General features: G+C 35.1%; 17 protein-coding genes and 1 other annotated feature. Of the genes, 16 read left to right on the plus strand and 1 reads right to left on the minus strand.

The features are described from left to right. Positions 1–54 precede the first annotated feature (54 nt). From BUA73_RS10260 to BUA73_RS10310, 11 genes are all read left to right on the plus strand, one after another. The gene (locus tag BUA73_RS10260; RefSeq protein WP_072904038.1) at positions 55–1,428 is read left to right on the plus strand and encodes a TrkH family potassium uptake protein; all 1,374 of its coding nucleotides are present in this window, start codon (positions 55–57) and stop codon (positions 1,426–1,428) included. Positions 1,429–1,441: 13 nt separating this feature from the next. Beyond that, on the plus strand, positions 1,442–2,101 hold the full coding sequence (locus BUA73_RS10265) for a potassium channel family protein (RefSeq protein WP_072904039.1): 660 nt from the start codon (positions 1,442–1,444) through the stop codon (positions 2,099–2,101). Between the two features lie 13 nt (positions 2,102–2,114). Next, positions 2,115–2,912, plus strand: a complete 798-nt coding sequence (locus tag BUA73_RS10270; RefSeq protein ID WP_072904040.1) for a TrmH family RNA methyltransferase — start codon at positions 2,115–2,117, stop codon at positions 2,910–2,912. Positions 2,913–2,994: 82 nt separating this feature from the next. Continuing rightward, positions 2,995–3,220: a binding site (T-box leader), on the plus strand. A gap of 43 nt (positions 3,221–3,263) precedes the next feature. After that, on the plus strand, positions 3,264–4,283 hold the full coding sequence (gene pheS, locus BUA73_RS10275; protein WP_072904041.1) for a phenylalanine--tRNA ligase subunit alpha: 1,020 nt from the start codon (positions 3,264–3,266) through the stop codon (positions 4,281–4,283). Positions 4,284–4,342: 59 nt separating this feature from the next. Continuing rightward, the gene (gene pheT / locus BUA73_RS10280) at positions 4,343–6,721 is read left to right on the plus strand and encodes a phenylalanine--tRNA ligase subunit beta (protein WP_072904042.1); all 2,379 of its coding nucleotides are present in this window, start codon (positions 4,343–4,345) and stop codon (positions 6,719–6,721) included. Between the two features lie 121 nt (positions 6,722–6,842). Then, positions 6,843–7,496: a cell division protein ZapA gene (locus tag BUA73_RS10285; RefSeq protein ID WP_072904043.1), complete on the plus strand. Its 654-nt coding sequence runs from the start codon at positions 6,843–6,845 to the stop codon at positions 7,494–7,496. 51 nt (positions 7,497–7,547) lie between these two features. Then, positions 7,548–9,926: a U32 family peptidase gene (locus BUA73_RS10290; RefSeq protein WP_072904044.1), complete on the plus strand. Its 2,379-nt coding sequence runs from the start codon at positions 7,548–7,550 to the stop codon at positions 9,924–9,926. Positions 9,927–9,988: 62 nt separating this feature from the next. Further along, positions 9,989–12,346 carry an endonuclease MutS2 gene (locus BUA73_RS10295; RefSeq protein WP_072904045.1) on the plus strand — a complete coding sequence of 786 codons (2,358 nt, stop codon included), beginning with the start codon at positions 9,989–9,991 and terminating at the stop codon, positions 12,344–12,346. 10 nt (positions 12,347–12,356) lie between these two features. Next, positions 12,357–12,824 carry a 2-thiouracil desulfurase family protein gene (locus tag BUA73_RS10300; RefSeq protein ID WP_072904046.1) on the plus strand — a complete coding sequence of 156 codons (468 nt, stop codon included), beginning with the start codon at positions 12,357–12,359 and terminating at the stop codon, positions 12,822–12,824. 2 nt (positions 12,825–12,826) lie between these two features. Beyond that, the gene (locus BUA73_RS10305; RefSeq protein ID WP_072904047.1) at positions 12,827–13,846 is read left to right on the plus strand and encodes an alpha-hydroxy-acid oxidizing protein; all 1,020 of its coding nucleotides are present in this window, start codon (positions 12,827–12,829) and stop codon (positions 13,844–13,846) included. A gap of 23 nt (positions 13,847–13,869) precedes the next feature. Further along, entirely contained in the window at positions 13,870–14,718 is an 849-nt protein-coding gene (locus BUA73_RS10310; protein WP_072904048.1) for a hypothetical protein, read from the plus strand. Between the two features lie 67 nt (positions 14,719–14,785). Here the strand turns inward: BUA73_RS10310 and BUA73_RS10315 are convergent, their stop codons facing one another. Then, positions 14,786–16,249 carry an aminotransferase class I/II-fold pyridoxal phosphate-dependent enzyme gene (locus tag BUA73_RS10315; RefSeq protein WP_072904049.1) on the minus strand — a complete coding sequence of 488 codons (1,464 nt, stop codon included), beginning with the start codon at positions 16,247–16,249 and terminating at the stop codon, positions 14,786–14,788. Between the two features lie 405 nt (positions 16,250–16,654). Here BUA73_RS10315 and BUA73_RS10320 point away from each other — a divergent pair, with 405 nt between their 5' ends. The 5 genes from BUA73_RS10320 to BUA73_RS10340 all read left to right on the plus strand — a co-directional run bounded on the left by BUA73_RS10320 (position 16,655) and on the right by BUA73_RS10340 (position 23,167). Next, positions 16,655–17,731 (plus strand): tetratricopeptide repeat protein, encoded by a 1,077-nt coding sequence (locus BUA73_RS10320; RefSeq protein ID WP_072904050.1) that lies wholly within the window; start codon positions 16,655–16,657, stop codon positions 17,729–17,731. A gap of 17 nt (positions 17,732–17,748) precedes the next feature. Further along, positions 17,749–18,648 carry a UTP--glucose-1-phosphate uridylyltransferase GalU gene (gene galU, locus BUA73_RS10325; RefSeq protein ID WP_072904051.1) on the plus strand — a complete coding sequence of 300 codons (900 nt, stop codon included), beginning with the start codon at positions 17,749–17,751 and terminating at the stop codon, positions 18,646–18,648. Positions 18,649–18,737: 89 nt separating this feature from the next. Further along, complete coding sequence (locus BUA73_RS10330) at positions 18,738–20,585, plus strand: polysaccharide biosynthesis protein (protein WP_072904052.1); 1,848 nt, start codon at positions 18,738–18,740, stop codon at positions 20,583–20,585. A gap of 64 nt (positions 20,586–20,649) precedes the next feature. Next, positions 20,650–21,966: a nucleotide sugar dehydrogenase gene (locus BUA73_RS10335; protein ID WP_072904053.1), complete on the plus strand. Its 1,317-nt coding sequence runs from the start codon at positions 20,650–20,652 to the stop codon at positions 21,964–21,966. An 85-nt stretch (positions 21,967–22,051) separates the two neighbouring features. Further along, positions 22,052–23,167, plus strand: a complete 1,116-nt coding sequence (locus BUA73_RS10340) for a Gfo/Idh/MocA family protein (RefSeq protein ID WP_072904071.1) — start codon at positions 22,052–22,054, stop codon at positions 23,165–23,167. Positions 23,168–23,173 lie beyond the last annotated feature (6 nt).

A 23,173-nucleotide genomic window follows, 5' to 3' on the forward strand; every position in this document is an offset into this window, starting at 1 on the left:
CTATATGTGATATATTTTTAGTGTGCTAAAATTTAGCATGGAATGGAGACTTATATGGGAAACGAGGAAAGCTTTTTTAAAAAGGCTAAACGTCGAAAAAAGATGATATTGCAGCCAGTGCAGATACTAGCCATAGGATTTGCTCTGGTAATTTTAATAGGAGCTATAATACTTACACTGCCGATTTCTTCAGCTGCCAACAAGGCCACAAACTTTGTAGACTGTCTATTTACTTCAACTTCTTCTGTTTGTGTTACTGGCCTTATAACGAAAGACACTGCCACGTACTGGAGTACTTTTGGTCAATGCGTTATAATTATTTTAATACAAGTAGGCGGTCTTGGTTTTATGTCTTTTGCCACACTTGTGTTCATGCTGGTAGGAAAGAAAATTACCTTGAAGGAAAGACTTGTTATGCAGGAAGCTATGAATAGCTTAACCCTACAGGGGTTAGTAAAAATGACGAAGTATATATTAATTTTTACTTTTTCTATTGAGGGAATTGGTGTTATGATACTAGCCACTCAGTTTATACCTGATTTTGGATTGGGAAAAGGCATAGCATATAGTGTATTTCATGCCATATCTGCTTTTTGCAATGCTGGATTTGATCTTATGGGAAACTTCAGCAGCCTTACTTCCTATTATGACAATTCAGTGGTTATCATGACCATTTCTTTCTTAATTATTTCGGGAGGTCTGGGGTTTTATGTGTGGAACGAATTGTACCACCACAGGGAATCCAGTAGATTTACCCTCCACACCAAATTAGTTTTAATTACTACTTTCATACTTATAGTAGGGGGAGCCATTTTTATGTTTGTTTTTGAAAGAAATAATGTGCAAACCCTAGGGCCTATGAATATTAAGGATAAGGTTGTCAACGCTACTTTTGCCTCTGTATCTCCAAGAACAGCAGGATTTAATTCCATAGCTTTGGATAAAATGACTGTGGGAGGAAAGTTTTTGACTACAGTGCTCATGTTTATAGGCGGTTCTCCTGGTTCCACTGCGGGAGGTATAAAAACCACAACTCTTATTGTGCTTATTTTTGCCATGATATCTACTATAAGATGTAGAGAGGACGTAGAAATATGTCACAAGAGAATCACAAAGGATATTGTGTATAAAGCAATTTTAGTGGCAATAATGAGCTTTTTATTGATAATTAGTGCTACCTTTGCTTTGGCTATAACGGAGCATGGATTCAATTTAGAACAAATCGTTTTTGAAGTGGTTTCTGCCTTTGGAACTGTGGGACTTACTTTGGGAATAACTCCAGAGTTAAGCTCTATGGGCAAGATTGTAATTGCCATATGTATGTATTTTGGGCGATTGGGACCACTAACTATAATACTTGCATTTTCAAGCAGAAGATCTATTAAGGGAAAAATAAAATATCCTGAAGAAAAGATACTTGTGGGATAGGGGAGAGTATATTATGAGCAAAAAACAGTATGTGGTAATTGGACTTGGAAGATTTGGAACGTCCATAGCTGAAACTTTATATCAGCTTGGCAACGACGTTCTTGTTATTGATCACGATGACGAAAGAATACAGTTAGTAGCAAATAATGTGACTCATGCTATACAAGCAGATGCCACAGATGAAATTGCTTTAAGAGAAGTAGGACTAAGAAATTTTGATGTTGGTATAGTTAGTATAGGTTCAGATATTCAAGCTAGTATAATGGCTACAATTCTTTTAAAGGAGTTAGGGCTTAAAATGGTAGTTACAAAAGCAACTAACTCTATGCATGCAAAGGTTCTAACAAAAGTTGGTGCAGACAAAGTTATTTTCCCTGAAAAGGATATGGGAATTAGAGTAGCCCATGGATTGGCCTACTCCAATGTACTAGAATATATAGAGTTGTCACCTAAACACAGTTTGGCAGAGTTTAGATGTCCTAGGGACTGGTGGGGCAGAACTCTTAAAGAAATTAATGTTCGTATAATCTATGGAATAAACGTCATTGCTATAAAAAGGGATGATGAAGTAGATGTGGCTCCAAGTGCCAATGAGGTGTTAAACGAGGACGATGTCATTGTGGCTATTGGAAGTATAGAGGACCTTACAAAATTTGAAAACAATATAAAGTAGTAAGGAGATTAAAGTGAGATATCAAAACATAGAGAGCAAAAACAATGAAGTTCTAAAAAAGGTGAAGAAATTAAAAGACAAAAAATATAGAGATGCTGAAAGGCTTTTTATTGCAGAAGGTATTCGCTTTGTAGAGGAGGCTGTGAAAACACAGTTTCCTCTAAAATATATTTTCGTTTCAAAGGATCAATATGACAATGAACGCATAAACTCCATATTAAAAGGTGTAGATGATTCAGTATCAGTGAACTTAGTTCCCCATGACCTTTTTAAAGGGATTTGCTCTACGGAAAATCCTCAGGGCATATTGGCAGTGGCAAAAACAAACAGTGAGTTTACTCTTGTTTCTCCAAAAGAAAAAAAAGGATTTTATGTTTTTGTGGACTGCGTGCAGGATCCAGGCAACTTAGGCACCATAATTAGAACGGCTCACGCAGCAGGTGCTTTAGGTGTAATTTTAAGAAAGGGAACTGTGGATTTATACAATGAAAAGACTTTGAGATCTTCCATGGGTTCTGTGTTTCACCTTCCTGTAATTTGTGATATGGAAAGCGATTATTTGATGGTTTTAAAACATATGGGTTACACTATAATAAGCTCATCTTTAGACACAAACAACAATTTTTACAATATTAATTGCAAAAAACCCTTAGTCATTGTTCTTGGCAACGAGGGCAATGGCATTAGCTCTGAAATACTTAAAATTAGTGATGAGTTGGTAAAGATACCTATGCCTGGCGGCGCAGAGTCAATGAATGTTGGAGTGGCAGCAGGTATACTAATGTACGAAATTGTAAGACAAAATTCCTAAATATAAAAACAAGAAGATTGATAAATCCTCTTGTTTTTTCAATTAATTATGTATATAATTAAACATAGTTTAATATTTATTTTTAAAAGCTATGAAAAAGAAAAGTAAAAGGAAGTATTCTTTCAGGGAAAATGAGTCATAGACTGAAAGCTCATTTAAGACAATGTCCTTTGAAGTTCGCTTTGGAGCTCCACTTATGAAATTGTAGTAGTTAGTGGCGGATTACACCGTTAATAGTTTTTGAGGTCTGCTGTGAAATTTAATGCAGATTAATTAGGGTGGTACCACGTGGAAAGTTCGTCCCTTAGGGGAGGGCTTATTTTTTTTATATATTTTTAAGGAGGAAAAATTATGAAGGAAAAACTGGAGGCAATAAAGAATAGTGCTGTGGAACAAATAAGTAACTCTTTAATAAAAGAAGAGCTAGAAACCATAAGAGTAAAATTTCTTGGAAAAAAAGGTGAACTGACTCAGATATTAAGAGGTATGGGTGGTTTGACAGCAGAAGAGAGACCTATAATCGGAAAACTTGCAAATGACGTTAGAGAATGTATAGAAGAAAATCTTGATAAAAAGATATGCAATATAAAAAATAAAGAAAAACAGGAAAAATTAAAGAATGAAATCATTGACATATCTATGCCAGGAATTAAACACGAACTAGGAAAAAAACATCCTCTTGAACTGACTTTAGATAAAATAAAAAATATATTTCAATCCATGGGATTTGTTACAGAGGAAGGGCCTGAGGTAGAGTACGATCACTACAATTTTGAAGCCCTAAATATCCCAAAAGATCACCCAGCAAGAGGTGAGCAAGATACCTTCTACATCAATGATAACCTAGTCTTAAGAACTCAAACATCTGGTATACAGGTTAGAACCATGGAAAATCAAAAACCGCCTATAAAGATGATAGCGCCTGGTAAGGTATATCGTTCCGATGATTTAGATGCTACTCATTCACCTATATTTTATCAGATTGAAGGACTTGTTGTAGATAAGAACATCACCATGGCGGATCTTAAGGGAACATTGGATACTTTTATGAAAAAGATGTTTGGAGACAAAATGGAGACAAAGTTTAGACCACATCATTTCCCATTTACAGAACCATCAGCTGAGATGGATGCTACCTGTTTCGTATGCGGAGGAAAGGGCTGTAAGGTATGCAAGGGCTCAGGTTGGATTGAAATTTTGGGTTGTGGCATGGTCCATCCAAAAGTTTTAAGAAATTGTGGCATAGACCCAGAGGTGTACAGTGGATTTGCTTTTGGTTTTGGTCTTGATAGAATGGTAATGCTTGATTATGCCATAGATGACATAAGGCTTTTATATGAAAGTGATATGAGATTTTTAAATCAGTTTTAAAGTTAAAAGGTATTTAAAAAAATAATAAAAATAATTGTGGAAATATTAGGAGGAGACATATGAAGGTTCCATATAGCTGGCTAAAAGATTATATTAATATAGATATATCACCAAAGGAATTAGGTGACAAACTAACTTTATCAGGTTCAAAGGTAGAAGAAGTAATTATTTCTGGAAGCGAAATAGAAAATGTGGTTACAGGAAGGATAGAATGCATAGAAAAGCATCCTGATGCAGATAAACTGGCTATTTGCTCTGTGAACATAGGAGAGGAAGAAAATATACAGATTGTAACAGCTGCTACAAATATGAAGGAAAATGATGTGGTTCCAGTAGCACTTCACGGTTCTACTCTTCACGGAGGAGTAAAAATCAAAAAGGGAAAATTAAGAGGCGTGATGTCAAATGGTATGTTCTGTTCAGAAGAAGAACTTGGTATCGCCGATGGAAAAGAAATAAAAGGACTTATGATACTTCCAAGGGATACTGCTGTGGGAAAAGATATAAAACAAATTCTAAATATGGAAAGTGCAGTAATAGACTTAGAAATAACATCTAACAGACCAGATTGCATGAGTATCATTGGGATTGCTAGGGAAACTGCAGCAACCATAGGAGAAAGTTATAAGATGCCAAGTCTTCAATATTCAGAGGATGAAAGCAGCAATATAAGTGAAATATTAAAGGTTGAAGTTAAGGATACAGATTGCAAGAGATATATGGCTAAGGCAATTAAAAATGTAAAGATAGCTCCTTCACCTAAATGGATGCAAGATAGACTTATAGAATATGGTGTAAGACCTATAAATAACATAGTTGACATTACTAACTTTGTCATGATAGAGCTTGGTCAACCTATGCATGCTTTTGATAGAAGGCATATTACTTCTGGAAAAATCGTGGTGGAAAAAGCCGAAAATAATGAGAAATTTGTTACTTTAGATGAAATAGAGAGAAAATTGGATAACACTATGCTTTGTATAAAAGATAATGATAAAACTATTGCTATTGCTGGAGTTATGGGTGGCTTAAATTCTGAAGTTAGGGAAGACACCACAGAAATAATATTAGAATGTGCTAGCTTTAACAATGTAGCCATAAGAAAAACTTCTTCAAAATTGAATTTAAGAACTGAGGCTTCCACAAAGTTTGAAAAGGAACTTGATGTTAACAATACAGAAGTTGCCCTTCAAAGAGCTTGTCATTTAATAGAAGAGCTTAATGCTGGTACCGTTGTTGGTGGAGTTATAGATGTTTACAACGACAAAATTGAACCTCACTTTGTTCAGGTAGATTACAAATGGATTAATAAATTTATTGGCATAGATCTTTCAGCAGAAGACATGAAGAAAATCCTTGATAGTCTTGAACTTACAACCGAAATAGAGAGGAACATATTAAAGGTAAATGTGACAACATTTAGATGTGATATCAACATTAAAGAAGATGTGGCGGAGGAAGTGGCAAGAATATATGGATACAACAAAATTCCATCTACTTTACCTCATTGTGAATCTGTAAAAAGCGGCAAAACTGAGAAGGAAATGTTAGATGAGAAAGTCATAAATGTTTTAAATGGTGAAGGATTAAATCAAGCTATAAGCTATTCTTTTATCAGTCCAAAGGTATTCGATAAATTGTGCATAGATACAAACAGCAGTCTTAGAAATGTGGTTAAGATTAAAAACCCTCTTGGGGAAGACTTTAGTGTAATGAGAACCACTTCTATAGGATCCATGATGGAATCCTTGTGTAGAAATTACTCAAGAAATAACGCCTACGCAAAACTTTTCGAAATCGGCAAAGTATACATTAAAAATCAAGATGAGAATAAAATACCTGAGGAAAGAAACATTGTGACTATTGGTATGTATGGAAAAATGGATTACTTAAATCTAAAGGGTATAATTGAGGAACTTATAAGAGGTCTTAATGTGAATAATGTAACTCTTAAAAGAGAAAGTGAAAACCCAAGCTTCCATCCTGGAAAAACTGCTGCCATGTATATAAAAAATAAGTATGTGGGAGTATTTGGAGAAATACATCCAGATGTATGTGAGAACTATGGTATGGATGAGAGGTGCTATATAGCTGAGCTGGATTTAGATATACTATTTGAAAACTCAGTATTGGATAAAAAGTATACTCCTCTTCCAAAATATCCAGCTGTAACTAGGGATATTGCAATTCTTGTGGATGACGAAATTCTTGTACAGGAAATTGAAGATACCATAGTAAAAGCAGGAGGGAACCTACTAGAGAGTATGGAACTTTTCGATGTATACAAGGGTGAGCAAATACCAAAAGGCAAAAAAAGCGTGGCCTTTGCTCTTATCTACAGGGTTGCAGATAAAACTCTTACAGATGAAGAAGTAAACAAGGTTCATAGCAAGATATTGAGAGCAGTAGAACATAAAATCGGGGCAGAGCTAAGATAATAAATAGTAAAACAAATTAATTTTTTGTAATAAAAACAATTAATTAAATTAATATAGGTTTATTAAATCAGTAATATATGTTATTATATAATGTAATAAAACATGTATGGGGTGTTACAATATGAACGTTGTTACTGTTAAAATAAACGAAATGGAATATTCTCTTACAGGATCTGAAGACGTTGAATACATAAAAGTATTAGCTGATTATGTCAATGAGAAAGTAAGAGCCATAAAAAGCAACAATAACAAATTGGGAACAAGTGAGCTCTCTGTGTTAGCTGCCATAAACATTGTGGATGAATTGATAAAGCTTAAAACCCAGAAGGATAAAGTGGACGACACCGCAGCATCTCTCAAGGAAAACAATGAGGAGCTTATAAAAAAGAATGAACAGTTGCTTGATATACTTGAAAAATCGCAAAATGCTATTAAAAATATGCGGGAAAATATTAACCAATTAGAGGAATCCAGCAATAATCTTCAACAGGACATCCAAAATGTGCAGAAGCAAAATTCACTACTTCAAGAAGAAAACATTCAATTGCAATCTAGGGTAAATGAATTAGAATCAGAAACTAAGGAATTAAAACAACCTGAAATCAGTGAAACATCGTCTAATGCCATAGATATCTTGATGGAGGAAAATGAAGCCCTTAGGAAGAAGTTAATAAGCACCATAGAGCAGAATAAATTTATGGAGCAGAAAACCAAGAAGTATGTACAGGAAATAAAAAACCTTAAGAATGAGAACAAATTATATAAGAAAGTTTAAAAGGATAAGGTTAAACTTATCCTTTTAAATTTATAAGGGCAGGTGAAATATATGACCAAAGGAAAAATAGAATTGCTAGCACCGGCAGGAAGTATGGAGAGTTTGAAGGCTGCAGTGCAAAGCGGAGCAGATGCAGTATATCTAGGAGGCAATAGATTTTCTGCCAGAGCTTATGCCTCAAACTTTACGGATGAAACCATGGAAGAGGCTGTGGAATACTGCCATTTCTATGGTGTTAAGGTGTACGTCACGGTAAATACACTTTTAAAAGAAAATGAAGTAATGGACGCTGTAAGGTATGTATCATTTTTATATCACATAGGTGTAGATGCTGTTATAATACAAGACCTTGGTTTGGCATCTCTTCTAAAGGCAAATATACCACAAATGGAAATCCATGCTTCTACTCAGATGACAGTGCATAACGGTGAGGGTGCCAAGTTCTATGAAAACTATGGCTTTAAAAGAATTGTGTTGTCCAGGGAGCTTTCCTTAAAGGAAATTGAATATATATCAAAGGATTTGAAAGTGGAGACAGAGATTTTTGTTCATGGTGCGTTATGTGTGTGCTATTCAGGTCAATGCCTGATGAGCAGTATGATAGGTGGCAGAAGTGGCAACAGGGGAAGATGTGCTCAGCCTTGTAGGTTGCCTTATAGTATATTAAACAAGAAAACCATGGAATCAAAAAGTGGGTACATAATGAGTCCTAAAGATATATGTACTATAGAAAATATAGGCGATATAATAGAAAGTGGGGCTTCTTCACTAAAAATAGAAGGGCGTATGAAAAAACCTGAGTACGTGGCAGGTGTGGTTAAGGCATACAGAAATGCCATAGATAAGTACTATTTAGGAGAAGAATACTGTGAAGAGCAAGATAAAAAAATTTTGGCCCAGCTTTTCAATAGAGAGGGATTTTCAAAGGCATATTTATACGGCAACCACGGCAAGGATATGATGGCGGTGAATTTTCCTAAGAATATGGGAATATATTTAGGCACTGTGGAAAATGATAAAACAGTTGTGCTTAGAGAAGACATAAGTGTAAAAGATGGTATAAGGTTTGGCGAAGAGGGCCTTGTAATATCTTCTATTGAGGAAAACAAGGTGGAAGTTCCAAGGGCTGAAAAGGGCAGTAGGGTATTGTTAAAACCCTGTAGGTATAAGATAGGGGATAGACTTTACAAGACATCCGACAATAACTTAAATGAGGCACTATCTCTATATTACAAGGAAGTTGTGAGGAAGTATCCTATAAAGCTTAAGGTGAAATTTAATTGTCACGAAGCCATAGAGCTAAGCACACATATCTTTGAACACGAATTTACTGTAAGAGGACCAATGGTGGAAAGTGCATTAAAAAAACCATTATCCAAGGACAGCATAGAAGAAAAACTGAGAAAATGTGGCAATACGCCATTTGAGGTAACAGAGGTTGAGTTTGAAAAGTTTCAGCCTGGATTTATGGCAGTAAGCGCCATTAACCAAGTAAGAAGAGATCTTATTGATGCAATAATGGAGTATAGAAATAAAGAAAGTAAAAGGGAAAGCAGCAAGGGAATAGAAGGTATAAAGGTAAATGATACCATGATAAACCATAATATAAGTTCTATGCCGGAGTTTGTTGCAACTGTAATTTCAGAGGAGCAATTAAAGGCTGTTTCTGATTTTAACAAAGAAAACAATACCTGTGTAGAAATTTGTATAAATCCTTTCGTAAAAAATAGTATTATCAGCATAGACAGTTTTGAGAAAAATAGTATTTTTATAAGGGTGCCCAGCATTATAAAGGACAGTGAATACGAAAATTGTTGTGTTATTATAAAGCGATATTTGCCATATTTAAAGGGTATTATTACATCAAATATGGGTATTGCTTCAAGGTATTCTAAGGTGACAAAGATAATTCTAGATTACAAGAGCAATATATTTAACTCCTATATGGGGGATATCTTCAAGGAGTTTCACGGTGTGTACTTAAGCGGCGAGCTAAATAAAAGTGAGATTAAGAGCATATGCAGTAATACAAGGGCTACGGTAAATATGGGAATAAACTTATATGGCAGATGTGAACTCATGGTAAGCGAATATTGTCCTGTGGGAGCTTATTTTGGAAACAAAGATTGCAAATCTCATTGTAGTGCACCTTGCAGAGAAGGAGAGTTTTATTTAAAAGACAGAATGAAGGTGGAGTTTCCTATAATTAACGACATATATTGTAGGAGTTACATTTTAAATGGAGATATAACTAACATAATATCCTTTAAGGATGAAATAATAAAAATGGGTATAAAAAATTTTAAAGTGGACTTTACTTTTGAATCTTATGATGATGTTAAACATATTTTGCAAAATATGTTACACGGTAAAGGTGAGATTTGTGGTGAAAATTATACTAAGGGTCACTACAAAAGAGGCGTTGAATAGAGTATGAGAGGTTCAAGAAAGGTGGTGAATTGCCTATTGTATTTTACAATGGGTAAGCCTATATGAATGAAAAGGGATTAAGAGTTTTAGAGTTTAACAAGATAAAAGAAATAATTAGAAAAAATGCGTCTACTGGGGCTGGTAAAGAGTTAATTGACAATCTAAAGCCCTATGATAACATCCACGATGTGAAAGAACACATTGAAGAAACTGATGAAGCTGTAAATTTAATAAATAAAAAGGGCATGCCTCCTATGGAGGGCCTATACGATGTGAGGGAAGACATTGATAGAGCTGCAAAGGGTGGAACATTAAGAGGAGAGGCTCTTTTAAAAATAGCCAATGTTTTAAGGTGTGCTAGGCGTTTTACAGAGTACGTGGCAGTAAAAGAGGGTGAGGATCCTTATAAAGTACTTAGCGATATTGTCTGTGGAATTATCCCCTTAAAAAGAATAGAGGATAAAATTTTTGATGCCATAATAAGTGAAGATGAGGTCAGCGACAGAGCCAGCGAAAAATTGTATTCCATTAGAAGAGCTTTAAAAGATAAAAATGCCAATGTGAAACAAAAGGTAGGATCCATGGTAAGAAGCTATGGACAATACCTTCAGGAAAACCTATATACCATGAGAGGCGATAGATATGTTATTCCTGTAAAAAGCGAATGCAAGGGCCAAGTCCCAGGACTAGTACACGATCAAAGTGCCTCCGGTGCTACCTTATTTATAGAGCCCATGGGATTAGTTGATCTGAATAATGAAATAAAAGAACTCATGCTAAAAGAAAAGGCAGAGGTAGATAGAATTTTGGCTGCACTTACAAAAGAAATTTTTACTAACATTAAAACTGTGGAAAATGATGCCAATATCGTGTGGGAGCTGGATTTTATATTTGCCAAGGCAAAATATGCCTATAGTACTGAGTGCACTAAGCCTATGGTAAGTGAGGAGGGCATTATAGATGTTGTAAAGGGACGACATCCTCTCATCGATCCAAGTGTAGTGGTAAGAAATGATATATATTTGGGTAAGGATTTTACATCATTAATAATAACCGGTCCAAATACAGGCGGTAAAACGGTGACAATAAAGACACTTGGTTTAATCGAACTCATGGCTTTAAGTGGTCTTTTAATACCGGCAGATGAAAACTCCGTAATAGGCTTCTTTAAAGAGGTTTTTGCGGACATTGGAGATGAGCAAAGTATAGAACAGAGTTTATCTACTTTCTCCTCCCATATGACAAATATTGTGGAAATAATGGATAAGGCAGAGGAAGATTCTCTTGTCCTATTTGATGAACTAGGTGCTGGAACTGATCCTACAGAAGGAGCGGCATTGGCTGTGGCTATTCTTGAAGAACTTCGCAAAAGGAAGTGTAAAATACTAGCTACCACCCACTACAGTGAAATAAAGGCTTATGCTTTAAAAACCATGAATGTGGAAAATGCCTGTGTTGAGTTTGATGTAAATACTTTGCGACCTACATATAAGCTTTTAATTGGGGTACCAGGTAAATCAAATGCATTTGAAATTTCAAGAAAGTTAGGCTTGCCAGGATATATAATCGATTTTGCAAAGAAAAATATATCTCACGATAATATGGAATTTGAAGATCTTATAAGCAGTCTTCAAGAAAAGAATATTTTGGCAGAGCAGTACGCTAGGAAAAATGAGCTTTTAAAAGATGAAGCAAGAAAACTAAAGGAAAAGTATGAAGAAAAACTTGAAAAGGTAGAGAATATAAGGGAAAAAGCTATTCAGGATGCAAAAGAAGAGGCAAGAAAAATTGTTCGAAATGCTAAGAGTGATGTGGATGAAATACTAAAAGAGGTTAGAAAGCTAGAGAGCTCTCAAGATTTTTCTGAAGCTAGAAAGAAGTTAGAAAGTCAAAGAGAAAAAGTAAAAGGAAAACTTTCAAACTTAGAAGATGAAACTCTTTATGAGGAAGAAATCGGAAATGTAAGCGAAGCATTGCCAGGGCAAGAGTATACCTTAATAAGGATAAATGAAAAGGTTACTGTTATTACTGAGCCTGACAAAAAAGGAGATTTGCTCGTGCAGGCGGGTATAATGAAAATCAAGGTGAATTTGAGTGAATTGAAGACCCTTACTAAAGATGAAATAAAGAGAGATAAGAAAATACAGAGACGAGAAGCTAAACTAAGAAGCAGCAGTGTATCTTCATCTGTGGATCTTAGGGGAATGGACTCAGAAGAAGCTTTGTATTCAGCTGATAAGTACCTGGATGAAGTGTACTTGGCAGGATTAAAAGAAGTCACTTTGATTCACGGAAAAGGCACTGGAATACTGAGAAAGTCTATTCAAAATATGCTTAAAACTCATCCTCATGTTAAATCTTCTAGACTTGGAGAATATGGAGAGGGTGGCATAGGTGTCACTGTAGTGACTCTCAAATAAGGAGAAAAAGATGGTAGTTGTAAGCGCTTGTTTATGTGGTGTAAACTGCAAATATAATGGAGAAAACAATTACAATGAAAAAGTTGCAAAACTTTTTAGGGAGAAAAAGGCTGTATTAATTTGTCCGGAGCAAATGGGCGGCCTTTCCACCCCTAGGCTTCCTTGTGAGATAAGCAATTCCGGTGGGGAAGAGGTACTTTGCCATAAGGCTAAGGTTGTGAATTGCAAGGGTGAGGATTGTACAGAACAGTTTTTAAAGGGTGCTGAGGAAGCTCTTAATATTGCCAAAGCTGTAGGTGCAGATAGTGCTATTTTAAAGTCTAAAAGTCCTTCATGTGGTTGTGGGAAAATATATGATGGGAAGTTTTCAGGTCAATTAAAACAAGGCAATGGTGTAACAGCGGCCTTGTTTTTAAAAAATGGAATAAAAGTGTATAATGAGAATAGTGTAGAGGAAATATTTAATTTGGAGGAATGAACATGAGTTTTCAAGAGTTGATGGGAGAGGCAAGAAAAAATTTAAATAATAGCTGTAGGGTATGTAAGGTATGTAATGGGGTAGCTTGTGCTGGTGAAGTTCCAGGCATGGGTGGATTGGGAACGGCGACTTCCTTTAAAAACAATGTAGAAAGTCTATCTAAAATAAAACTTAATATGAAGACTATCCACAATGCTAAAAATCCTGATATGGAAACAGAACTATTTGGGAAAAAGATGTCTGTACCAGTATTCGCAGCTCCGGTTTCTGGTACCACTTTAAATATGGGCGGAAAACTGACTGAGAGGGAATATATATCCATGGTCATAGATGGATGTTTGGAAAGCGGTATTTATCCAATGGTTGGAGATACTGCGGTGGATACTTTTCTGCCAACGAACCTAGAAGAACTTAAAAAAAGAGATGGAAATGGTATCGCCTTTATAAAGCCATGGAAAAACAATGTAGTTATTGAAAAAATCAAAAAAGCAGAAGATGCAGGCGTTTTTGCTGTGGGAATGGACATAGATGCTTGTGGACTTATAACTTTAGCTCTTCATGGAAAGCCTGTTATGCCCAAGGAATTTGATGAGATAAAAGAAATTATTGATTGTACAAAACTGCCCTTTATTGTAAAGGGGGTAATGTGTGCAGAAGAAGCAAAGATGGCTGTAGAACTTGGTGCAAAGGCCATAGTAGTTTCAAATCACGGTGGAAGAGTTTTAGACTTTATGCCTGGAGTGGCTGAAGTTTTATCAGAGGTAAGCAAGGCTGTAAAAGGCAAGATAACCATATTAGCTGATGGCGGTATTAGATCAGGAGTAGATGTTCTTAAATTCTTAGCTCTAGGTGCTGATGGCGTGCTTATTGGAAGGCCTTTTGTATGGGCATCTTTTGGCGGTGGCGCACAGGGAGTAAGGGAGTACGTGGAAAAGATAAAAGGCGAATTAAAGTCCGCAATGATATTGACAGGATGTCAAGATATTGCTAGTATAAATGAAAGTATAATATATAGAGAATAATTACTGTAAAGGCAGGTAAGGCTATGGGTTTTTATAGAGATGTGGCAAAAAATGAAGCTAAAGGGTTAAAACAATATAAAAGAAGATTTGAGAAAATGCGCATATCAGATTTTATGGCTGTTAGCGAAAAAAAATATAGGGAAGTAATATTCAATAAAAAATACCTGGAGAAAATTACAGGAACTATAACGGGAAGCATTTTTGTAGACGAACAAAATGAGCTTGTAACTAACAGAGAAGTTTTAAAAAAATTAAGTAAGATTTCATACATGACAGAGATTCTTTTGGATTCTGAAGGGAGCCTCTCTCTTAGTAGGCTTTTAAAGGATGATGGAGACCTTGGGAGAGATAAAAAAGATGGAGTAGGCATGGTAGAAGCCCTTAGAATAATACTGGAAAACAATGTTATAACGAAAAATATGTATATGGAGTTAAAGCAAGTTTTTGAGGAATTCTATGCATCTAAGGGTGAGGACAATGAATTTATTAAAAAGTTATTGGACAATGTAGAGAAAGCTGTTAAGCAAAATAACAATGTGGTGACAGAAGAAATTCTAGACAAATTCAAATCTGATTACAAAAATGTACTCTTGAGCAATTTTATAAGAATCCAAAAATTATATAGACACGAAAAAACCCTAAATGAGGCTCTAACCGTGTGCAAGAAATACGAGCGAAAGATTAAAGTTAGGTGGCTTAGTGGAAGAAGAATAAACTTCGGAAAATTGACTTATAACCTATACTACATGGTTAAAGTAGTAAATACATACAAGCCTGTATTAAATCTGAGCTCCAACCAATATGATAAGAAGTTAGATGAAATAATTAAGTCTAATATAGAAAACAGGTATGATGGTATAAGGACATTGTAAGACGGGGCTAAACCCGTCTTTTTATTTTAGAAAAGCTGAGGATTATATACCCTCAGCTTTAAATTTATTATTCTACTACTTTTATATTGTCTACTTTTGGGTCCTCAGTACCTTGAACATATAATCCTACTCTTTTTAGTTCAGCTACGTAGTCCACAATCTCTTTAGTGATCTTTTCACCAGGGCATAAGATTGGAATACCTGGTGGGTAAGCAAGTAAAAATTCCGTGCTAATTTCCCCAATACTATCCTCTAATTTCACAATTCTTGTGTGGCTCTGGAAAGCTTTCCTAGGTCTAAGCATTTGCTCTGGGATCTCAGGTATGTCTAAGAAATCAGCCTTTCTTTTTTGTCCTTCTCCATAGTATTCATAGCTTATCTCTTTCAAAGCTGAAAGCAATCTATCCATGCCCTCTTTTGTATCTCCAAAGGAGCCTACAGCCAATGTGTTGTATAAATCGGATAATTCCATCTGTATATGATACTTATCTGCAAGAATACTGTCTAATTCATAGCCTGTCATGCCTAAATCTCTGCAGTTGATTGTGATCTTTGTAGGATCAAAGGCATAAGCACCTTTGCCGTCAAGAACTTCCTCACCAAAACAATAAAGTCCTGGCATTTTGTTGATTTCACTTCTTACATAATTGCTCAATTCTATAGAGTTATCTAGTAATTGTTCGCCTTGTGTAGCAATTTGTCTTCTTGCACAGTCTAAAGAAGCCATAACTATATAAGAAGGAGATGTAGTTTGAAGGAGGCTCAACACTTGCTTAACTCTTGGAACGCTGATGTATCCTTCTTTTACCTGTAGCAGTGAACCTTGTGTCAGAGCTCCAATTATTTTATGGGTAGACTGGGCAGCCATATCTGCACCAGCATCCATGGCACTTATAGGAAGTTTTTTGTTGAACTTCAGATGTGGACCATGGGCCTCATCTACTATAAGGGGAATGCCATAGCTATGTACGATATCAGCTATTTTCTTTATGTCTGTTGCTACTCCATAATAAGTTGGATTTATAATTAAAACAGCTTTAGCATCTTTATTTTCCTCTAAAGTTTCTTTTACTGTTTCGGGTGTAACAGAATGAGCAATTCCTAAAGTTTTGTCCAATTTAGGTTGCATATATACAGGGATGGCTCCACTTAGTATAATACCTGCTGTTACGGATTTATGTATGTTGCGCGGTACAATAATTTTTTCCCCTTCGCTGACAGCAGACATAATCATTGCCTGTATGGCACCAGAAGTACCGTGAATAGAGAAGAAACAAGCATCAGAACCATAAGCATCGGCAGCTAGTTCTTGACTTCTTTTTATTGGACCATTTGGATGGTGGAGGCTGTCCACTAGCTTAAAGACAGTAACATCAATTTTAAACGGATTATCTCCCATAAAATCTTTGAACTCTTCATCCATACCCTTACCTTTCTTATGACCAGGCACGTGAAAAGGAAGGGTGTCTCTGTTTACATATTCTTTTAATGCATCAAATAAAGGAGTTTCATTTTGGTTATATTTGTACACTAATAACACCCACTTTCTAATAAAATCGCTTTAAGGTAGTGTGAATATTTATGCTTTAAATGCTAAAAGCTATATTTTAAGTATTGCCTATTTTTCTAGAACATAATCATACATAAAAACACAACTACTAAAAAACATATTAATTATACACTTTTCACACATAAAATCAAGCTATTTTAAATTAAATTTATTTTTCATAGTAATTCTTTTAAATCCTCACGTTTAGAACTGAATTTAAAATGTATTTATTCAATTTAATTTATTAATTAACTATTATTACAAGAAGAAAGCACTATATAATATCTTTGTCACATTTTTTAATTGTTATACGGTGAAATTTTCAATTTTTTATGGTATTATATTAATGTATTGTAATTAAACAATTTGTAATATGTGAGGAATAATATGGATATTAGAAACAGACTAAATGATAAGTTGTCAAAAATGTTATTTTTGGAACTAAAGAAGGATAGGCAAATAGGAAATTATGTGGTAAAAGAAAATATTTATGTTCCAGTAAAATCATCATCAATAACGTCTAGAGTAAAAAACGGTGAAAATATAAAAGATATCCCAATGTCGTTTTTTATTGAAGGCATGTTCTTCGTTTTAGGAGCTGACAAAGATTTTAGGTTTAATGAAATGTATAAGGAATTCATTGAAAGTACAGATCACAGTGTGCCTTTTATAAAAAATGTAATTTATCATAAAGTAAAGGATGAAGAAATAGAAGATGCCTATATTCTTACAAAGGGTCTTTCAAGGATAGAGCCTAGTACAGAGGTGTATGATAGGCTTCTTGTGCTTTTAGAAAGATTAAGGGAAAAATACGAAGAGTATGAAGAGGAAGAACTTTATGTCATAGACGAAGGAAAAAAGATACCTAACTACGCCACACCTTATTTGTATGAGAGCTTAGTTTGCCGGGACAAGGGAGAGTTTGAAAAGGCTACTGCGGTTTTATACAGATACTTTGAGCTAGGTGGAGAGGAAAACCAAGGAGTAAGTAAATTTAAAAAAGAGTTGGAAAACATCAATACATACAATAAGGGAAAAGAGCTATGCACAGAAAACCCTGAGGAAGCCCTTAAATTGTTGATCCCTTTAGTAGATGAGTTTGAAGATAGTGCCAATATATATTACTACATTGCAGTGGCGTACAGGGCTATGGAGAACTATGCCAAGGCAATATATTATCTAAATGAAGCTTATACTAGGGATGAGGCGCTTATAGAGGTAATAAACGAATACGGCATAAATTATGCTAGCATTGGAGAGTTTGAAAAAGCTGCTAAGTATTTTGAAAGAGCTTTTAGAGAATCAAGAACTGTGGAAATATGCACCAATGTGGTTATGTGTTATTTAAATATTAAAGACTATGAAAATGCATCAAAATTTCTTGAGGAGGCAAAAAAGATTTCCCCTCAGGATGAGATCGTTTTAGAATTGGAAGACTATCTAAAGAATGAAAATAGCTTTTAATTTTGGGAGGAGTAAATATGAAAATAAAAAAGGCCATAATACCTGCGGCAGGTTTAGGAACTAGATTTTTACCGGCGACAAAGGCACAGCCAAAGGAAATGCTACCAATAGTAGATAAACCAACAATCCAGTATATCATCGAAGAAGCTGTTCAATCTGGTATTGAACAAATTCTAATCATAACAGGGAGAAATAAAAACTCCATAGAGGATCACTTTGATAAATCCTTTGAATTAGAAGCACAATTGCAAGCCAGTGGGAAGGATGATTTATTAGAGATAGTTCGCAATATATCCAATATGGTAGACATTCACTACATAAGGCAGAAGGAGCCAAAGGGCCTAGGTCACGCCATAAATTGTGCTAGGATTTTTGTTGGAGATGAGCCTTTTGCAGTAATGTTAGGTGATGACGTAATTAAAAGTGAAAAGCCTTGTTTAAGGCAACTTATGGACTGCTACGAGAAATACAATAGAACAATATTAGGAGTTCAAGAAGTTTCTCACGAAAATGTATCGAAATATGGAATAATTAAAGGTGAAAAGATAGAAAATAGGGTATATAAGGTTGAAAATATGGTGGAAAAACCGTGTCCGGAAGAAGCCCCTTCAAATGTGGCTATATTGGGTAGGTACATAATAACACCGGAGATTTTTGAGATTCTCTCAAATACCCTTCCAGGAAAAAATAATGAAATACAGCTTACAGATGCACTACAAGAACTTCTAAAGATGCAAGAAGTATATGCGTGCAATTTCCAAGGAAGAAGATATGATGTGGGAGATAAGATGGGATTTTTGCAAGCTACTGTTGAGTTTGCCTTAGGTAGAGATGACTTAAAATACGAATTTATGGAGTACCTTAAGACCATCAAAGACAAAGAACAATTCTCATCATTATACAATGAAGTAAAGTAAGGGAAAATTATGAAATACATATAGTTGATTAATTGCGTATTTTGTGATAAAAATATATGTAGGTTTTATACTAACAAGGAAGTGAAGAGATGAAAAGAGATAAAAAGCTAATAATAATCGATGTGATCCTTATTATTGCTTCGTTGTATTTATCATTGCTTATCAGATTTGATTTCGGCTTTTCAACGGCATTTAAAGAGTACGTAAGATTTTTAAATTTATCCATAATACCCGTAACCCTTATTACACTGTTTTTCAATAAGGTATTTAATTTGTATGATAGTTTATGGAAATACGCTTCTATCCAGGAAGTTTTATCTATAATTTATTCTGTATCCTTATCCAACCTGGTGTTCATTGTTTACAGTTATTTTATAAACTTTAAATTGCTGAAAAGTACTTATTACAGATTCCCATTCACAGTACATATTATATTTTGGCTCTTATCAGTTGTATGCCTTGGTGGAACTAGACTTTTGTTTAGAATACTTCAGGAAAAGAGATGTCAAAATCAATGCAAGGAACCAAAAAAGAATTTGTTGGTAATTGGAGCAGGAGACGCAGCTGCCCTTATTGTAAAAGAAGTACAGAGAAATCCAGGGCTAAATTACAATGTGGTTGGGCTGATAGATGATGATGAATACAAAATAGGTAAAAGAATTAACAACATCCCTATATTAGGTGGACGAAATAAAATCTTAAATGTTATAAAAGAAGAATCCGTTGACGAAATTATATTTGCCATGCCATCTGTAAAAAACAACACAAAAACAGAGATAATGAGCATATGCAAAGAAAGTAAGTGTAAGTTAAAAACTTTTCCTAGTATGGATGAGGTTATTGATGAAAATTTCAACATGAGCAAGTTGAGAGATGTAAGCATTGATGATTTACTTGGAAGAGAGGAAATTCAGCTAGACGACACAAATATAAATGAATATTTAAAGGATCAGGTGGTTTTAGTCACCGGTGCTGGAGGTTCTATAGGTTCAGAACTGTGCAGGCAGATTGTGAAGTTTAAACCAAAGAAATTGGTACTTCTCGATATATATGAAAACAATATATACGATATTCAGATGGAACTAAATCATGCTTATCCAAAACAAGATAAGAGCGTTATAATAGCTTCCATAAGAGACAAAGCAAAATTGGATGAAGTGTTTAAAAAGCATAAACCATACGTGGTTTTTCACGCAGCAGCTCATAAGCACGTGCCACTAATGGAAAACAATCCATCAGAGGCAATAAAGAACAATATTATAGGTACTTACAATGTTTTAAAGTGCTGTGATGAATTTAAAGTAAGGCGATTTGTTCAGATTAGTACTGACAAAGCTGTAAACCCTACCAACATAATGGGTGCCACAAAGAGATTCTGTGAAATCATGGTGCAGGCCTTTGATAAAGTAAGCAAAACGGAATATGTGGCTGTACGATTTGGAAATGTGTTGGGCAGCAATGGCTCTGTAATTCCACTTTTTAAAAGACAAATATCTTACGGTGGGCCTGTTACAGTAACACATCCAGAAATTAATAGATTTTTCATGACTATTCCAGAGGCTGCACAGCTGGTTATTCAAGCAGGTGCCATGGCAAATGGAGGAGAAATATTTGTTTTAGACATGGGAAAACCAGTTAAGATGTTAGATCTTGCAAAAGATTTAATAAGACTTTCTGGCTTTGAGCCTGACAAGGAAATAAAAATTGTGTTTACGGGGCTCAGACCTGGTGAAAAGTTATACGAGGAACTTCTTATGAATATTGCAGATTTAGACTCTACTAAACACGAAAAAATATTTATAGAAAAACCCATGGAGTACAGTATGGAGTTTGTGGAAAAGTCCATAAAGGATTTTGCTAAAGTTGCTCAATACGGAGCAGATGAAATAAAAACCATGATGGAAGAAAAAGTTCCAACATATAAGAGAAAAGATTAATTTAAATAAATATATATTTAAATAATTTATATTACACTAACGTAATATTCTAGGAGGAGTAATAATGTCAAAATTAAGAGAAACATTAATGGATAAAATAAATAATAGGACTGCTAAACTTGGAGTGGTGGGACTTGGTTATGTTGGATTGCCTTTAGCAGTGGAAAAAGCAAAAGCTGGTTTCGATGTAATTGGTTTTGATGTTCAAGACACAAAGGTTAACATGGTAAATGAAGGTAAAAACTATATAGGCGACATAGTAGATTCAGATCTTAGCAAACTTGTCAGCGAAGGAAAATTAAGGGCAACAACTGATTTCTCTTTTGTAAAGGATGTAGATGCTATTGCCATAGCAGTTCCAACACCTTTAGATAAGTTTAAGCAGCCAGATGTATCTTATGTTGTAAAGTCAACCACAGATGTGGCAAAATACATTCACAGTGGTATGCTTATCGTTCTTGAGAGCACTACATATCCAGGAACTACAGAAGAGATTGTTAAACCTATTCTTGAAGAAAGTGGACTTAAGTGTGGAGAAGATTTCTTCTTAGCCTTCTCACCAGAAAGAGTTGACCCAGGCAATAAGCAGTTTAAAACAAAGAATACACCAAAGGTTGTAGGTGGATGCACACCAGAATGTACAGAGGTTGCAGCAGCTTTGTATAAGTCAGTATTGCAGGGAGAGGTGTTCTCTGTTTCATCTCCAGCAGTGGCTGAAATGGAAAAAATTTTAGAAAATACTTTTAGACATATAAACATAGGTCTTGTAAATGAAATGGCCATACTTTGCAAAAAGATGGGTATAGATATATGGGAAGTTATTGAAGCAGCTAAGACAAAACCTTATGGGTTTATGCCATTTTACCCAGGCCCAGGTTTAGGTGGACACTGTATACCATTAGATCCATTTTATTTGACATACAAGGCTAGAGAATATGATTATCACACAAGACTTATTGAAACTGCAGGAGAAATAAATGATTCTATGCCTGAATTCGTTGTAGACAATGCAATGAAACTTCTAAATAAGCACAAGAAATCTTTGAATGGTGCGAAGGTTGCCTTACTTGGAGTTGCATATAAAAATGATATAGATGACATGAGAGAATCACCTGCTCTAAAGGTTATAGAAAACCTTGAAAAGGCTGGTGCTGATGTGGTTGTAAACGATCCTTATATACCAACATTCAAGCACAATGGAAAAGTATACACTTCAGTTGATTATAAAAAAGCCATTGAGGAAGCTGATATAGTTATAATTACAACAAATCACAGTAATTATGAATACGAATATATAGTAGAAAAATCAAAGCTGCTTTACGATACAAGAAATGCCACTAAGGATGTTGTAAACAACAGAGAAAAAATTAATAAACTTTAATGTGGAAGATGTAGTATATTCTACAGCAAAGAATATCAACTCACAAAAGGTTGATATTCTTTCTAATTTTAAAATGAAAGGGAAAATTCAAATGTTGAGATTTGCGATTATAGGTTGTGGAAGAATATCATATAAGCACGTGGAGGCGTTGATTTGCAATAAAGAGGAAGCCACTCTAGTTGCAGTTTGCGATGTCATAGGTGAAAAAGCTGAGGAAAAGGCGAACAGCTATGCAGAAAAAATGGGCCATGGCTATGAAGTTAAGGTGTACACAGATTACAAAGAAATGATTAAGACAGAAGATATTGACGTAGTTACCATTGCCACTGAAAGTGGTTATCATGCAGAGATAGCTATGGATTGCATGAGGGAGAAAATAAATGTAATTGTGGAGAAGCCTATGGCTTTATCTGTAAATGATGCAGAAGCCATGATAAAATGCGCTAAAGAAAACAATGTAAAGCTTTGTGTAAGCCATCAAAATAGATTTAACAAGCCTGTTCAGGAATTGAGGAAAACTATAGAAGAAAATAGGTTTGGAAGATTAGTTAACGGAACAGCGAGAATACTTTGGAACAGGAGCATGCCATACTATGAGCAGGCACCTTGGAGAGGAACTTGGGCTCAAGATGGTGGAACGCTTATGAATCAGTGCATACACAATATAGATCTTCTTCAGTGGATGATGGGTGGAGAAGTGGATACGGTGTACGCTCAATGTGATACTTTTTTAAGAGAAATTGAAGCAGAGGATTTTGGGGCTATAATCATTAGGTTTAAAAATGGCGCTATTGGCATTGTAGAGGGTAGTGCCTGTGTATATCCTAAAAATCTAGAGGAAACACTAAGCATATTCGGTGAAAAAGGAACTGTGTGCATAGGTGGCCTAGCAGTTAACAAGGTGGAAACATGGAGATTTGAAGATTCTAAAGAAAATGAGGAATTAGAAATATTGAAAGCTCAAGAGGATGATCCAGACTCTGTTTATGGCTTTGGACACACTCCATTATTTAAAGACATGATAGATGCTATTAACTTAAATAGGGAGCCTCTTATAAATGGAGAACAAGGCAAAAAAGGTATGGAGATAATTCTTGCAGCATACAAATCTAGAAAAACAGGCATGCCAGTGAAGTTTCCAATTGAAGATTTTGCAAGCACAGATATGACTGATATGAAAAGGATAAAAGATTATAAATAAGAGGTA

Origin of the sequence: Hathewaya proteolytica DSM 3090 (assembly GCF_900142225.1) — a bacterium.
In the GTDB taxonomy this organism is placed as follows: domain Bacteria; phylum Bacillota; class Clostridia; order Clostridiales; family Clostridiaceae; genus Hathewaya; species Hathewaya proteolytica.